Genomic DNA, 13,063 nt, shown 5'->3' on the forward strand with positions numbered 1-13,063 from the left:
CCTCAGTCGGCTGCCCGGGCCTGGGCGCCGATGAGGTCTTTGGCCCTTTCGCGATAGGCGCCGGCGATGCCGTCCCCGGTCCCCGGCAGTCCTTCGTTCCCGGCCGTGATCGATTCCAGTGCCGTCTCCGCGCGGGACTGCAGGTCCGCCAGCTCCGCCGCTACATGCGGGTACAGCACGTTCAACCCACGCTTGTCGCCCTCAGACAGATTGATCCCGTCGCCGCTCGGCGCGCAAGTGCTCGGCGTCGATTTGTAGAAGAAATCCGGGAACCGGTACAACATCACCGATTTCGGGTCGAAGGGACCGGCGATAACGTCCGGATCGTCTTCGGTCCGCAGGTTGTGGTCCACCTTCGCCCGCGACCATCGGTTCGGCGCACCAGCAAGATAGGTATAGATGCCAGGGCGTTGCCCACCGGCGTCGGGTATGAATACGCCGCGCGGATCCTGCGTCGGGATGTATCCAGGGTCATCGTCCCAGCGGAACTCTCCTTCGCAGATGCCGCGCATGTTCTGGTGTGAGTGGTGGAAAGCGAGGGCGTGCAGGAACTCGTGGCGGACGGTGCCCTCCCAACCAGACGGCCGGTTCACGGTGTAGCCGCCGAGGTTGAGGCTCCGTTGGCCGGGGTTGCCCCCAACCGGGCCTCCCGCCGCCCCGATGGTCCGGTCCGTGCTGTCAGTGCCCACCAATGAGAAGTAGCCGCCCAAGTCGAAGCTGACGCGGATCTCGGCGGCAAAATCTGCATCACCCAGTGTCCATCTCCGGTATTCGCCGCTTGATGTGTTGAGGCCGAAGTCGAGAACGAGGTTGCAGGCGTTGGAGATCTGCTCTGTGGCAGCTTCGATGTCCGCGTGCAACCGGCTATCACCATCGAGGAAGGCAACCCGCACGGTGGAACCAGGCCTCCATCTCGCGATGTCGGAAACCAAGAATTCCAGTCCTCCGCCAGCAGACGTCCTGCGGCGCCAGCGGTCCCTGACTTCGATCGCCGCGACTATATCGTCCGGAAGTGATTCGAGCTCCATGATGCATCCTTTCGCAACTTTTCGCTCCCACCAGTAAACCGGTCCCCCGTTACTGCAGCGTTATTGCTTGGAGCGCGGCCATGTCGATTTTCAGCCGGTCGTCGTTGTTCGACCAAGGCGCCGTTCCCGGCGGCTGGCCTGCCGCCCGGGCAGCAGGGCCGGATTTTGGAGGCACCGTCCGCACGGTCGTATGAGTCCAGCGCACCGTCGCGCCTTCCTGCTTGCTTGAAAACTTGGGCCTATGTCTTATCGACGCGTAAATGCGACGGTGAGGCGCAGATTCCCGCACGCGACGGTATATCGGTCTCGTCAGGGAATATGCGCAGCGCAGGCCGGTTGTTCCCGGCGGCCGTGCCCTTCCCCGCCGGAACGTCCCGGCCTACGATGAACTCCTGAGGGGCCCCAGATTCCAAGGGATAGCCGCGAACATGAGAGCTGACACCAGAAAGGGAACATTCACCATGGCCGAAACTCCCAACCCGATCCAGATTCAAAAGTTCCTCGGCGGCGTGGACTATCCCGCAAGTCGCGGGGCCTTGTTGTCAAAGGCCAAGGACTCGGGCGCTGACAGCAACGTGATTGAGGCCCTTGAGGCCATCCCCGACCGGGAATACGACAGCCCAACGGCCGTGAGCTCAGCGGTTTCAGACAACAACTCGTAGGCAGGTCCAACTGGGAGTTCCCGGCAGTGAGTAACGGAGACCGCGGTCTTCACGTGGTCCGGCCGTCGTCGCTCCCGCCCGGTTACCTCTCGTGCCTCACTGGCGGCGCGCAGTTCACGACGGCGTGTCCCGATGATCAACCGGGCCGGAACGCGCATCGCCGCCTCAAGGCCCGGGCGTGACCAGTTAGAACGGAAAACCACCGGGCAGGTCACCTGCCCGGTGGTTCGCCGGTGGGTTGCCGGCAGCGTCTGCCTGTGGTTTGGCTCTAGTAGCGGTTCCGCGGGGGCCGCCGGGTCTGGGCGGCGCGGGCCTGCTTGGCCTTCCGGGCCTGCATCACCCGGCTGATGATGGTGGGGAGCAAAGCGAAGAGCAGTTTTTTCATGGCATGGTCCTTTAGGTTGATGGCGTCTGCGCTGTGATTCTCTGCATTGAGCGTTGGCTCTTACGGCTGGCGCTCTGCGCCCCGGACCTCACTGTAGGGATCATCCGGATCCCGTAGCGGAACTCCGCCCTCCACAGTGCCCGAGTAGGCGGGCCGACCAGGTTCGCCGTAGATGGTTTCGCCGTAGGTCACGGGCGCCGAAACCTGTTCCCGGTACACGGGCTCCTCGCCCCATGGCGCAGCAGTTGCCGCGGCAGCCGGGGCCTGCGCCGGCTTGGGCGGGATTGCAGGTTGCGTGCCCGGAGCTCCGGCTTGAAGTCCCCGTGCAAGGCGGCCCACCAGGACGCCGGCGCCGGCAGCGAGGAGCAGGAACGTACCCGGCTTGCGGCGGGCGAAGGACTGCACGTCATTCAGCAGCGCCCCGGGTTCCTTGCCCTCGATCCAGGACGCGACCGAGGATGCACGTTCCGCGGCCTGCCTGACGAGGTCGCTGGCGGCGCCCTGCTGTTCCGGAGCATCAGCCATGGTCTGCAGCTGGCTGGAGATGGTCCTGATACCGTCGGCGGCCTTTTGCTGCTGCGCGCCGGCCTGGCTGCCCAGGCCGGATTTCGCCTGGTGCAGGAGGCCCTGCGCCTGGGACTTCGCCTCGGAAGCTACATTCCCGGCTTCGAGCCTGGCGGCCTGAGCCACATTTTGGGCTCCACCGGCCGCCTGCCCGGCAACCTGGGATGCCTCTTCCTTGGCTGCTTCCTTCTTGGTGACGTAGGTTTCCGGCTCCGCCGAAGCATTGGCGGGCGCCTTCCCGTACTGGTCGAGAGGGGGCCGGGCAGAACCCTCTGGCCACTGGTTCTCAGTCATCGTCACTCGCTTCCACTGGTCTGGCAGCCGGGCCTGGAACCCGGCGCGACCAATTAGTAAGTAGGGTTACTAATTAGATAGTAAGCACACTTTCTACCTGTCGCGCAAGGTGGTCGTCGAGATTTAACGGGTTCCGGGCCAGCCCGCCGCACGGCGTGACTAGCCGCGAACCTTGCGCCAATCTTTCAGGAAAGCCAGCGCGTTCCTGATGCTTGTGCCGCATGATCGGGGCAGGTTCAGGAAGGAGGACTGGGGACATGAGGATGGACGACGGCGGCGCGGCGGCTGGCGGGACGCTGGTCATCCGGACCTGGTTCGAGCTTGGCCGCGAGCCCGGCTTCCGGGCACGGATCACGTACAGCCACCCGGCGGGCAGGCAAAACAGTGTTGCCGCCGGCGATCCGAATGAGGTCCTGGAGGTTGTCCGCCAATGGCTGGAAGCCCAGCACGCCGATCGCGACACCGGGGGCAGTATCCAGGATCCCCCGGCCGGACTCTAATTTCCCCGACGCAATACCTGCATCGCTGCCCGTGGCTAGAGTGAATGCTGAACGGAAGGCGGGCAGCATGAGCGAACACACGGAAACCGGTATGGCCGGAACCGTCCTGCACGAGCGTTACCGCGTTGAAGAAGTGCTGGGGCGCGGCGGCATGGGAAGCGTCTACCGGGGAACTGACCTGGTTCTCAGCCGGGAGGTGGCACTGAAGATCTTCCGTGACGACGTCACAGATCCGGAGGAATTGGCCAGGCAGCAGTCAGAAGCCCGGATGCTGGCGCAGTTGAACCACCACGGCCTGGTGACGCTCTTCGACACGGGGACGCTCCTTCGCGGCCAGCGGGAAGTGCCGTTCCTGGTCATGGAGCTTGTCCCCGGAACCGACCTTCGGCGCCATCTTGCAGCCGGACCACTCACCGGGGAAGAGGCCGCGCGGCTGGGAGCTGAACTGGCTGAAGCGCTGCACTACATCCACCACCGCGGTGTGGTGCACCGCGATGTGAAGCCGGCCAACATCCTGCTCACCCGCTACGCCGCGGATTCCCCGCTGCGGCCCAAGCTTGCGGACTTCGGGATCGCACGGATGCTCGACGGCGCCCGGCTCACCGCAACCAACATGGTCCCCGGAACAGCTGCCTACCTGAGCCCGGAACAAGCCCGCGGAGACAAGGTGGGACCGCCGGCCGACATCTACTCCCTGGGCCTGGTCCTGCTGGAAGCCCTCACCGGGACGGTGGCATTCCCCGGACCGCCGCTTGAAGCCGCCGTGGCCCGGCTCTCCCGGCTTCCCGACATTCCTGATTCCCTCGGCCCCGAGTGGAAATCCCTGCTTACCGCCATGACCGCCCGGGACCCGCAGGACCGGCCGGACGCAGCGGACGTCGCCAGGGCACTTGCCACCGCCGTCGATTGGAGCCTGCCGGCTGCAGAAGCACGTGGGGCACAAACCGCCCGGATACCGTCCCACCCGGCTACGCAGGTCCTGGACGCGGCCAAAGCCGGGACTTCCCGGCCGGGGGACCCCGTTGAACCGCCGGGCACCCGGCTGCCCGCCCTCCCGGACAGCCATGCGACCAATGCGACGTCGTGGCAGCCCGCCCCGCAAAGGCCATCGCGGAAACCAGCATCAGCGGACCCGAAGCCTGCCCGCCAGCGTCCCCGGGAGAAACCCGGGCACGTCCGGGGCCGCCGGCTGTGGGTCCTGGCTGCGGTCGCCGTCGTCGTGCTAATCCTCGCGGCAGTGCTGCTGGCGTCCATGCAGGGGCCGTCGCCCGCGCCGGTGGACCCGGGGCCGGCTATCCCCGGGCAGTTGGGCGAACACTTCAAGGAACTGGAAGAAAGCGTCAGGCCATGAAACCATCCCCCCTCCGAATGTGGCTGACGGCCGTCCTGGGCGCATGCCTTGGCGTGTCACTGCTGGCCGGCTGCTCCCCTGCCCCTGACCTGGACGGCGCGGTGGCCGGCCAACTGCAGACGCGCGTGGCTGCAGCAAAGCAGCTGGCCGCGGCGCAGGATTTCCCCGGTGCGCTGGCCGAGCTTGAGCAGCTGAACCAGGACGTGTCGGCGGCGGCGGACCAGGGCAAGGTGTCCCAGCAGCGGAAAACCCGGATCGAGGCCGCCATCAGCACCATCAGGAACGATTTGGAAACAGCACTGGCGCCGGCTCCCCAACCTGTGCCAACAACCCCTGGGGCTGATCCCCCGCTCACCGAGGACGAAAAAGAGCGGGCGGAAGAGGCACAGAAGGAAGCCCGGAAGCAGCGCGAGGAAGCCCAAAAGGAGGCTGACAAGCTGCTGGAGGAGGCCGAAAAGGAAGCCGAAAAGCAGCAGGAAGAAGCCGAGGAGCAGCAGAAGGACTGACCTCCATGAATGAAGCAGTGGCGGAAAGGCGCATAGTTGGACGATGACTAGTTCTTATACGCGGGGCAACTCCATCAGCGGCGGGGCTTCCCGGGAACATATCGAAAGGGCGCTCCTCGCATACGGGGCGACGAATGTCCTTTTCAGTCAGCGTGGAAACCGGAGCGCTATCGCGTTCAGGGGTGACGGGAGGCAATTCCGCATCGTCCTTTCATTGCCGCAGCCGGACGGGACCTTGACAATCCGGGGGGATACAGCGGAGACCCCTGCCCAGGAAGCCAAGGCAAAAGTCCTCGACCGCGCCACCCGAAAGTTTTGGCAGGCCCTGGCACTGTCCATAGACGCCAAACTCGGGGCCACGGCGTCGGGCGTTGCCACTCTTGAATCCGAATTCCTGGCCCATGTGGTCCTCCCCGGGAACCGGACCGTACTCGAAGAACTCGAACCAATCATCGATTCCGCCTACCGGTCCGGCCGGCATCCCTCATTCGGGGAATCGACTCCCACTTAGCCTTCCCGAACTGTCAGCTAAGGCTATTGGCGACATGATCCTGCTGCTCTGTACAACGCTGTAGGCTCGCCCCATGAGTGACAGCCGGATTGCGATCGACTGGGATTCTGCGCGTGCGGTCAACCGTGACAACTGGGAAGACCGCGTTCCCCTGCACGAACAGGCGTACGGGGTCAGCGAGCTGGACGATCCCAACTATTTGACCGGCGTCGTCCGGACGGACCTGGCCGCACTCGCGCCCTTCCTCCCTGACGGTACGGTTTCAGGCTTGGACGTGTGCCATCTTCAGTGCCATATAGGCACGGATACGCTTTCATTGGCCAGGGCAGGGGCGCGGGTCACCGGCGTGGACTTTTCCCCGGGAGCCTTGGCATCCGCTGCCAAGCTGGCGGAACGCCTGGGCCTTACGGCGACATGGGTGGAGACCGACGTCCTCGAGGCCCGTGCCGCCGTCGACGGTGACTTTGAACTTGTGTACACCAGCATCGGAACCATCAACTGGCTGCCAGACCTGAACCGCTGGGCGGCCCAGGGGGCCGGGCTTTTGCGGGCCGGTGGAACGTTTTACATCCGGGACGGGCACCCTGCCCTCTATGCCATTGATGAGCATGCCGACGGGCTGCAGCTGCGGTACCCGTACTTTGGCAACGGCGGGGCCCAGCTGTGGGACGACGAATCAACCTACGCCGGAGACGGCAAGGTCACCCACTCCCGGACGTATCAATGGGCGCATCCCTTGTCCGAAATCATCAATGCCCTCATCGGGGCAGGTCTGCAGATTCTTCATGTCAATGAGGACAAAACAATCCCGTGGAAGTTTGCGCCCCGCATGGTGGAGGTACCGGGGGGCTTCGCCTGGCCGGAATCCGAGCGGGAGCTCGTGCCCTGCACCTACACGATTCTTGCGCGGAAGGCGCACGGGTAGTTGGTGACGGGCCCGCCGGGCTTCGGGCCCTGTTAAAGTCAAGTCATATGATGAGACAATGACGCCCCCAGCTGAAAATGACCATTCAAACCAGCTTCAGTCCATTCTGGTGGGCACGGAAGACGCAACCGAATTCCTGTCCGGACTCTCCAAGCTCGCCGCAGCCGCGGTTTCCGAGGCTGCCGGGGATCGTATCGACTGCGCAGTTACGGTCAAGATGAACCGCAAGCCTGCTACTGCAGCAGGCAGCAGCCAACGCGCGGTGGACCTGGATCAGCTGGAGCAGGCCATCGGCGATGGCCCGTGCATCAAGGCGCTCCGGGACATGAACCCGGTGGTTATCGATGACGTCTCTTCGGATCCGCGGTGGCCTGAGTTGAACCGGAAATTCGCGGAGTTGAACGTCTACAGTTCGTTGGGCGTGCCCCTGAAAATCAGCAGCCAAGCCAGCGCCGCGCTGAACTTCTTCGCAACCAAGCCCAGGGCGTTCACGCCAAACGTCTACGACAAGGCTTTGGGCTTCGCCGCTGCCGCGCACGACGCGCTGCTTCTGTCCGTCCGTATTGGGGCTGCCCAGGGGCGGGCAGAGGACCTGGAGGCAGCCATGGAAAGCAGGACCGCCATCAACCTGGCATGTGGAGTGATCATGGGGCAGAACAGGTGCTCGCAGGCCGAGGCGATGGAGATCCTCACCAAGGTCTCCAGCAACCGCAACCGCAAACTGCGCGATGTGGCGAGCGAACTGATCGAGCAGTTGTCCGGCACGAACGTCCACACCCACTTCGACGCGTAGACCAGCCGCAGGCGGTCAGGCCGGCGGGAAGGCGCTAGGTCCGTGCGTCTATGTCGATTTGGATGATCGCGGCGAGTTCCCGGAGTACCTGTTGCTCGGACGGGCGGAAGGTCCTGGGTTCCTGGTCGATAATGCACAAGGTTCCGATGTTCCAGCCGCGCGGCCCGTGCAGGGGATAGCCGGCGTAGAACCGGATGTAGGGCTCCCCCACCACCAGCGGGTTTGAAACGAACCGGCCGTCGGTGTGCGTGTCAGGGACCACCAGCATCGCGTTCGCCTCCACGGTCTGCGTGCAGAACGCTATGTCCCGGGGCGTCTCCTCCCGCAGGGGCCCGACTGCTGACTTCAGGAACTGGGCGTCTTCGGCAATGAGTGACACAGAAGCAGTACTCACCCCAAAAAATTCCTTGGCCGCGACCACAATCCGGTCATACATTTCCTCCGCGCCGGAGTGCAGGAGTCCAGTCTCACGCAGGGACTGCAGACGTTCCGCCTCTGCCCGTTCAGGGGTGAGGAGACCACGTCCCGCGGCTCCCAAGGCCGCCAAAAGATCCTCGTCAGCCACCTTTGGACCCTGTGATGAACGTGCGGGGCTGTCTGCACTGCGCTCCGTTGCCGCCGCCGGCTGGCTGCCCTTGCCGGGACCCCCGCCCCTCACAACGCCATGAGGATGCTCGGAACCGGGCAAGGACAGGGCTCCATGAAGGTACGCGGACAGCTCAAACTCCGAGCACCTGGCCTGGCTGAAATAGGACGGCCACAGCATGGCCGGGTCCAAACCGGCATGCACCACGGCCGCGAGTTCCCGGCGCCGGCCGGCCTGTTCATCCATGCCGGCGACCCCGCGCCCCAATGCGGTCAGGGGAATGTGCTGGCCAACAGTTACAAGGCATGGTGATCAGTATACTTACTACTTTGTCTGGCGGGTATACACAGTGCCGGAGGAGTTCGCCCACGGCGCACAGGCGCCCGGAGCTTCTGCGGACACCGTAAAGTGAAGGGCATTATGGATGACCCTCCTTCACATATGCCCAGGCCCCTCAACCTTTTGACCGGTTCGCCGGTTACCACGGGAGAGGGGCGCCCGAATGTATGAATGGATCATGCTGGGCATCGGCCTTGTCCTCACGGTCGGTACCGGATTTTTTGTTGCTTCCGAATTCGCGCTGGTCAACCTTGACCGCAACGACCTCGAAGCCCGCCAGGCGCGCGGCGAAAAGCGCCTTGGGCCCACCATCAAGGCCCTGAAAATCACCTCAACACACCTCTCTGGTGCCCAGCTCGGCATCACGCTCACCACGCTGCTGACCGGATACACGTTCGAACCAGCCATCAGCAGGATGCTCAGCGGACCCCTGTCCGCCGCCGGACTTCCTGAAGGCCTCGTGCCCGCGGTGGGCTCCGTCGTCGGAATTTTCCTCGCCACCATCTTCTCGATGGTGATCGGTGAACTGGTTCCCAAAAACTTCGCCCTGGCGCTGCCCCTCGCCACGGCCAAAGTGGTGGTGCCGTTCCAGGCACTCTTCACCGCCGTGTTCAAGCCTGTGATCCTGCTGTTCAACAACACGGCGAACACGATCATCAGGTCCTTCGGCATCGAACCGAAGGAAGAACTCTCCGGCGCCCGCAGCGCCGAGGAACTCAGCTCGCTGGTGCGGCGCTCGGCACTGGAAGGCATGCTCGACGCCGACCACGCCGTCCTGCTGCACCGCACCCTTCGCTTTTCTGAACACTCCGCGGCGGACGTCATGACGCCGCGCGTGCGGATGACCGCCGTCAACGACGATGACACCGCCGAACAGATCCTGACGTTGGCCCGGTCCACGGGATACTCGCGGTTCCCGGTCATAGGGCAGGACCGCGACGACGTCCTGGGAGTCCTGCACCTTAAGCAGGCTTTCGCCGTGCCCCTGGACCAGCGGGAGACTGTGAGGGCTGCCGACCTGATGATCGAACCCCTGCGGGTGCCGGAATCCATGGGCGTCGATTCGCTTCTGGTCCTCTTGCGCAAGCAGGGTCTCCAGGTGGCAATCGTCTCCGACGAGCACGGCGGCACCGCAGGCATCGTGACGCTCGAGGACCTGGTGGAAGAGATCGTCGGCGAACTTGAGGACGAGCACGACCGCGCGCGCGTCGGCGTGGTCCGGGTGGGACGCTCCATCACGTTTGATGCTTCCCTGCGCCCGGACCGAGCTCCTGGACCGGACTGGCATCGCCGTGCCGGATGGCGAGGAATACGACACCCTTGCCGGTTTCGTCTCGGACCAGTTGGACCGCATCCCGGAACTCGGCGACGAGGTGCCGGTGGACGGCGGAACCCTGCGCGTGGAACGCGTGGTGGGCACCCGTGTGGAGCGGCTTCGGTTCACGCCCGACGAATCGCTGGAACCGCCCAAGAGCGCCCATGACCGCCTCGTCGACAACCTCACCTCGGAGCTGACCCAATGAGCGAATATCTCCCCGGCATCATCTGGCTGGTGGTGCTCCTGATGGTCAACGCGTTTTTCGTGGGCGCCGAATTCGCCGTCATCTCCGCCCGCCGCTCCCAGATCGAGCCGAAGGCAGAGGCAGGCAGCAAGGCCGCCAAAACCACGCTGTGGGCCATGGAGCACGCCACCCTGATGCTGGCCACCAGCCAGCTGGGCATCACGGTCTGTTCCCTGGTGATCCTGAACGTCTCCGAACCAGCCATCCACCACCTGCTGGAAATCCCGCTGGGCCTGACGTCCCTGTCCTACGGGACGATCAGCATCATCGCGTTCGTCACTGCACTGCTGCTGGTGACCTTCCTCCATGTAGTCCTGGGCGAGATGGTCCCCAAGAACATCTCCTTCTCCGTCCCCACCCGCGCGGCGCTGATCCTGGCCCCGCCGCTGGTGATGGTTGCCCGGGTGTTCAAACCGGTGATCTGGACGCTGAACGGCCTTGCAAACTCCATCCTGCGGCTGTTCAAGGTTGAGCCCAAGGACGAAGCCACCAGCGCCTACACCCTGGATGAGGTGGCAAACATCGTGGAGCAGTCCACCCGCGACGGCATGCTCACCGACACCAGCGGCACGCTCACCGCAGCGTTTGAGTTCACCGCCAAGACCGTGGCGGACGTGGAGGTGCCGATCAACGAGATGGTGCTCCTGGCCGAATCCGCCACGCCGGCGGACATCCAGCGCGCCGTGGCCGAGCACGGCTACTCCCGCTACATCCTCACTGATGACGACGGCGGCCCTTCCGGCTACCTGCACCTTAAGGATGTGATGGACCTGGTCACTCCGGAGAAGTTCGTCCGGCCCGTCCCGGCCAAGCGGATCCGCCGCCTCGCCTCCGCCTACAGCGGCGGCGAACTTGAGGACGCCCTGGCCACGATGCGCCGCACCGGAGCCCATGTGGCCCGGGTGTTCGACGCCGACGGCAACACCACCGGTGTCCTCTTCCTGGAGGACATTATCGAAGAGTTGGTGGGCGAAGTGCAGGACGCCACCAGCGCCTGACCGCCTGCTATCCCGGCGGGCCGCCGCCTCACACTTGGGCGGTTGATCAGTCCCGGGATTGGGAAAGCAGGGAGTTGATGGCGGAAGCCACGGTTTCAGGGTGGTCTTAGGGGGTGAAGGAGGACGACGGGCGCGCCGGCCCCCTGTTCAATCCATTTGCCCCGGAGGTCTTCCTTCACGGGTAGGGATTCGGCCATAGCTTTAGCGCGGCTTTCTTTTGGTGCCGTTGTTCTGGCGTCCGACGATGGCGGGGAAGCCTAACCAGAGGAGAGCGGCGACACTCAACAAAATGACCAGCACCGTTACCCCTGCTGTTCGATTAAGCGCGACGTCTACCACCAGGGCCGCACCGCCCGCTGCAAGCAGTGCCGTTCCCAGCAGGGCCAGGCGCACCAGTCCCGCGCTGTGCTCGACGATTTCCCATTTGAGCCGTTGCCGGAACAATGACCGGTGAAGACTGATGGGCGCAAGGAGCAGAATCGTCATCAGCACGGCGAATATCACCAGGACTATGTAGCTGACACGCTGGACGTCATCAAGGTCGGCGAATTTGGGCTGGAACGGGATGGTGAACAAGAAGGCGACAAGGATTTGTGTTCCTGTCTGCATGACGCGCAGTTCCTGCAGCAGTTCATTCCAGTTCCGGTCCGACTGTTGTTCCCGGGTTTCCTGCCGGTCCTCATCCACCACGGGCTTTTTCACGGGTTCCTTCATGCTTGCCTTCCTGTCAGTCATCCAGCCAAGGAAAGCGGAACCGAACGTGATCGGGGCCAGCCGAAGGGGCAGGAGACGTCAGCGGGGATAGTAGGGGTATGCGGGGTAGGCGTAGCCGGGGGTCCAAAACGGTGGAACGCTGTAATAACCGTAGACACCCTCGTAGTACGACCGGGTGTCTGCCAGCTCCGGGTCATAGTCGGGAGCTCCCGCAATGTCTTCCCGGGTCCGGTCAATGAGGACTTCCCCGTCGCCCGCGTTGATGCTTTTCACGGTGTCGACGGGGATAAATGTCTTATCCTTCCCGATCCCCAGGAACCCTCCCGAAGCGATGACGAGGAAACGGACTTTTTCCTCCTCCTGGTCAATCAGCAGCTCCTCCACCTTGCCGATTTCCTCGCCTGACCGGTCCTTGGCGGTGTATCCACGGATATCTTCCTGCTCGGCCGCCACGGTTTTGCCGGTATCTTCCAGCTTCACCAGTTCGCGGGTTTCATGGGTGGCCATGATTTTTCTCCTTTTCAGTCGTCCGCTGCCACCGATGTGTCAATGGTTGATGCCTGCAGGTAGGGCTCACCGTCCCAGTCCTCAAAGAGGGCGTCGTCGAGGTCCACGTCAAGGTCCTTCTCAACTGCCATAAGATCGAACGCAGTGTGGACGGTGCCGGTGACCTTGACAGTCAACTCAGGCTGCAGCTCAGGCTGGGCATCTTTGTGCACAACCAGCAATGGATCGACGGTAGTGTCTTCGGTTCCTGCGATGGTGAACGCTTCCGGAGTAATAATGCGGTTTACATTCGCGGACACGGTTACTTCCTGTCCTTCACGCAAATCCAGGTCATCGAAGAATTCCTGGTTGTAGGGGCCGTCAAAGGGGTTGGCGGTGTTGTTGGTCTCTGTCTGTTCAGGGAGTTCCTGAACGTCTTCAACATCGACTCCGGTTTCGGGGCCTTCGGTACCACAGGAGGTAAGTCCTAATGCGGTGAAGGATAGGGCGCCGGCCAAAGCCCACCTCGCGAGCAACTGCGGCTTACGGTTCAACATGGGATCCTCCTCAAGTTTCTGCAGACCGCCGGTTGCCGGACTGCTTCGGTTTTGGGACTCCCCCCGCTTTCCACGCTAGGCAGGGCTAACGAGGCCGATCAACGCATGTAACTGATATGCAACTGGCTTTCCCGGGGGATTTACTCGCCTGTAATCCGCGCTGGGCTCGACCCTTAAAACACCCCTCCGCCTCCCTCCCGGCTCCGAGGTAACGATCTGCGGAATCGGGGTTTCAGTGCGGTTGCAGTTGGGCAGCCGGCATTGATACCACGCTCTAAGCCTGCTTACGGTCGAGATGACGA

The 13,063-nt window shown here is 63.6% G+C and carries 14 protein-coding genes and 1 pseudogene; 9 read left to right on the forward strand and 6 right to left on the reverse strand.

Going from position 1 to position 13,063, the window contains the following annotated elements:
- Window positions 1–2: 2 nt before the first annotated feature.
- Window positions 3–1,028 carry a hypothetical protein gene (locus NXY83_RS15755; protein WP_258803136.1) on the reverse strand — a complete coding sequence of 342 codons (1,026 nt, stop codon included), beginning with the start codon at window positions 1,026–1,028 and terminating at the stop codon, window positions 3–5.
- A 461-nt stretch (window positions 1,029–1,489) separates the two neighbouring features.
- On the opposite strand from NXY83_RS15755, the gene NXY83_RS15760 reads away from it, so the two are divergent.
- Window positions 1,490–1,690: a DUF2795 domain-containing protein gene (locus tag NXY83_RS15760; RefSeq protein ID WP_258803137.1), complete on the forward strand. Its 201-nt coding sequence runs from the start codon at window positions 1,490–1,492 to the stop codon at window positions 1,688–1,690.
- 445 nt (window positions 1,691–2,135) lie between these two features.
- On the opposite strand, the gene NXY83_RS15765 is transcribed toward NXY83_RS15760, so the two are convergent.
- Window positions 2,136–2,933 (reverse strand): hypothetical protein, encoded by a 798-nt coding sequence (locus NXY83_RS15765; RefSeq protein WP_258803138.1) that lies wholly within the window; start codon window positions 2,931–2,933, stop codon window positions 2,136–2,138.
- A 257-nt stretch (window positions 2,934–3,190) separates the two neighbouring features.
- Here NXY83_RS15765 and NXY83_RS15770 point away from each other — a divergent pair, with 257 nt between their 5' ends.
- The 6 genes from NXY83_RS15770 to NXY83_RS15795 all read left to right on the forward strand — a co-directional run bounded on the left by NXY83_RS15770 (window position 3,191) and on the right by NXY83_RS15795 (window position 7,519).
- Window positions 3,191–3,433 carry a hypothetical protein gene (locus tag NXY83_RS15770; protein WP_258803140.1) on the forward strand — a complete coding sequence of 81 codons (243 nt, stop codon included), beginning with the start codon at window positions 3,191–3,193 and terminating at the stop codon, window positions 3,431–3,433.
- A 67-nt stretch (window positions 3,434–3,500) separates the two neighbouring features.
- Window positions 3,501–4,784 (forward strand): serine/threonine-protein kinase, encoded by a 1,284-nt coding sequence (locus NXY83_RS15775; protein WP_258803142.1) that lies wholly within the window; start codon window positions 3,501–3,503, stop codon window positions 4,782–4,784.
- Window positions 4,781–5,290 (forward strand): hypothetical protein, encoded by a 510-nt coding sequence (locus NXY83_RS15780; RefSeq protein ID WP_258803143.1) that lies wholly within the window; start codon window positions 4,781–4,783, stop codon window positions 5,288–5,290. Before NXY83_RS15775 ends, NXY83_RS15780 begins: the two co-directional genes overlap by 4 nt.
- Before the next feature lie 43 nt (window positions 5,291–5,333).
- Window positions 5,334–5,801, forward strand: a complete 468-nt coding sequence (locus tag NXY83_RS15785) for a hypothetical protein (protein WP_258803144.1) — start codon at window positions 5,334–5,336, stop codon at window positions 5,799–5,801.
- Window positions 5,802–5,874: 73 nt separating this feature from the next.
- Window positions 5,875–6,726, forward strand: coding sequence for a class I SAM-dependent methyltransferase (locus tag NXY83_RS15790; RefSeq protein ID WP_258803145.1), 852 nt, complete (start codon window positions 5,875–5,877; stop codon window positions 6,724–6,726).
- 58 nt (window positions 6,727–6,784) lie between these two features.
- Window positions 6,785–7,519: a GAF and ANTAR domain-containing protein gene (locus tag NXY83_RS15795; RefSeq protein ID WP_258803147.1), complete on the forward strand. Its 735-nt coding sequence runs from the start codon at window positions 6,785–6,787 to the stop codon at window positions 7,517–7,519.
- Window positions 7,520–7,553: 34 nt separating this feature from the next.
- Here the strand turns inward: NXY83_RS15795 and NXY83_RS15800 are convergent, their stop codons facing one another.
- Complete coding sequence (locus NXY83_RS15800; protein WP_258803148.1) at window positions 7,554–8,351, reverse strand: GAF domain-containing protein; 798 nt, start codon at window positions 8,349–8,351, stop codon at window positions 7,554–7,556.
- A gap of 256 nt (window positions 8,352–8,607) precedes the next feature.
- Between NXY83_RS15800 and NXY83_RS15805 the strand changes: the two are divergent.
- Window positions 8,608–9,967 (forward strand): annotated as a pseudogene (locus NXY83_RS15805) (hemolysin family protein).
- Window positions 9,964–11,004, forward strand: a complete 1,041-nt coding sequence (locus NXY83_RS15810; protein WP_258803149.1) for a hemolysin family protein — start codon at window positions 9,964–9,966, stop codon at window positions 11,002–11,004. The pseudogene NXY83_RS15805 and the gene NXY83_RS15810 overlap by 4 nt, the downstream one beginning before the upstream one ends.
- A gap of 201 nt (window positions 11,005–11,205) precedes the next feature.
- Here the strand turns inward: NXY83_RS15810 and NXY83_RS15815 are convergent, their stop codons facing one another.
- From NXY83_RS15815 to NXY83_RS15825, 3 genes are all read right to left on the reverse strand, one after another.
- Window positions 11,206–11,718: a DUF6328 family protein gene (locus tag NXY83_RS15815; protein WP_258803150.1), complete on the reverse strand. Its 513-nt coding sequence runs from the start codon at window positions 11,716–11,718 to the stop codon at window positions 11,206–11,208.
- A 78-nt stretch (window positions 11,719–11,796) separates the two neighbouring features.
- Window positions 11,797–12,225, reverse strand: a complete 429-nt coding sequence (locus NXY83_RS15820) for a PRC-barrel domain-containing protein (protein WP_258803151.1) — start codon at window positions 12,223–12,225, stop codon at window positions 11,797–11,799.
- Window positions 12,226–12,239: 14 nt separating this feature from the next.
- Window positions 12,240–12,761, reverse strand: coding sequence for a hypothetical protein (locus NXY83_RS15825; RefSeq protein WP_258803152.1), 522 nt, complete (start codon window positions 12,759–12,761; stop codon window positions 12,240–12,242).
- Window positions 12,762–13,063: the final 302 nt, after the last annotated feature.

Source organism: Pseudarthrobacter sp. NS4 (genome assembly GCF_024758005.1).
GTDB lineage: Bacteria > Actinomycetota > Actinomycetes > Actinomycetales > Micrococcaceae > Arthrobacter.

What these genes read in the sequence shown, in the direction of transcription:
- NXY83_RS15775 (WP_258803142.1), top strand. Translation starts at nt 3,501, where the DNA reads ATGAGCGAACACACGGAAACCGGTATGGCCGGAACCGTCCTGCACGAG.
- NXY83_RS15825 (WP_258803152.1), bottom strand. Translation starts at nt 12,761, where the DNA reads ATGTTGAACCGTAAGCCGCAGTTGCTCGCGAGGTGGGCTTTGGCCGGC.
- NXY83_RS15755 (WP_258803136.1), bottom strand. Translation starts at nt 1,028, where the DNA reads ATGGAGCTCGAATCACTTCCGGACGATATAGTCGCGGCGATCGAAGTC.
- NXY83_RS15810 (WP_258803149.1), top strand. Translation starts at nt 9,964, where the DNA reads ATGAGCGAATATCTCCCCGGCATCATCTGGCTGGTGGTGCTCCTGATG.
- NXY83_RS15795 (WP_258803147.1), top strand. Translation starts at nt 6,785, where the DNA reads ATGACGCCCCCAGCTGAAAATGACCATTCAAACCAGCTTCAGTCCATT.
- NXY83_RS15760 (WP_258803137.1), top strand. Translation starts at nt 1,490, where the DNA reads ATGGCCGAAACTCCCAACCCGATCCAGATTCAAAAGTTCCTCGGCGGC.
- NXY83_RS15800 (WP_258803148.1), bottom strand. Translation starts at nt 8,351, where the DNA reads ATGGATGAACAGGCCGGCCGGCGCCGGGAACTCGCGGCCGTGGTGCAT.
- NXY83_RS15770 (WP_258803140.1), top strand. Translation starts at nt 3,191, where the DNA reads ATGAGGATGGACGACGGCGGCGCGGCGGCTGGCGGGACGCTGGTCATC.
- NXY83_RS15790 (WP_258803145.1), top strand. Translation starts at nt 5,875, where the DNA reads ATGAGTGACAGCCGGATTGCGATCGACTGGGATTCTGCGCGTGCGGTC.
- NXY83_RS15765 (WP_258803138.1), bottom strand. Translation starts at nt 2,933, where the DNA reads ATGACTGAGAACCAGTGGCCAGAGGGTTCTGCCCGGCCCCCTCTCGAC.
- NXY83_RS15785 (WP_258803144.1), top strand. Translation starts at nt 5,334, where the DNA reads ATGACTAGTTCTTATACGCGGGGCAACTCCATCAGCGGCGGGGCTTCC.
- NXY83_RS15820 (WP_258803151.1), bottom strand. Translation starts at nt 12,225, where the DNA reads ATGGCCACCCATGAAACCCGCGAACTGGTGAAGCTGGAAGATACCGGC.
- NXY83_RS15815 (WP_258803150.1), bottom strand. Translation starts at nt 11,718, where the DNA reads ATGAAGGAACCCGTGAAAAAGCCCGTGGTGGATGAGGACCGGCAGGAA.
- NXY83_RS15780 (WP_258803143.1), top strand. Translation starts at nt 4,781, where the DNA reads ATGAAACCATCCCCCCTCCGAATGTGGCTGACGGCCGTCCTGGGCGCA.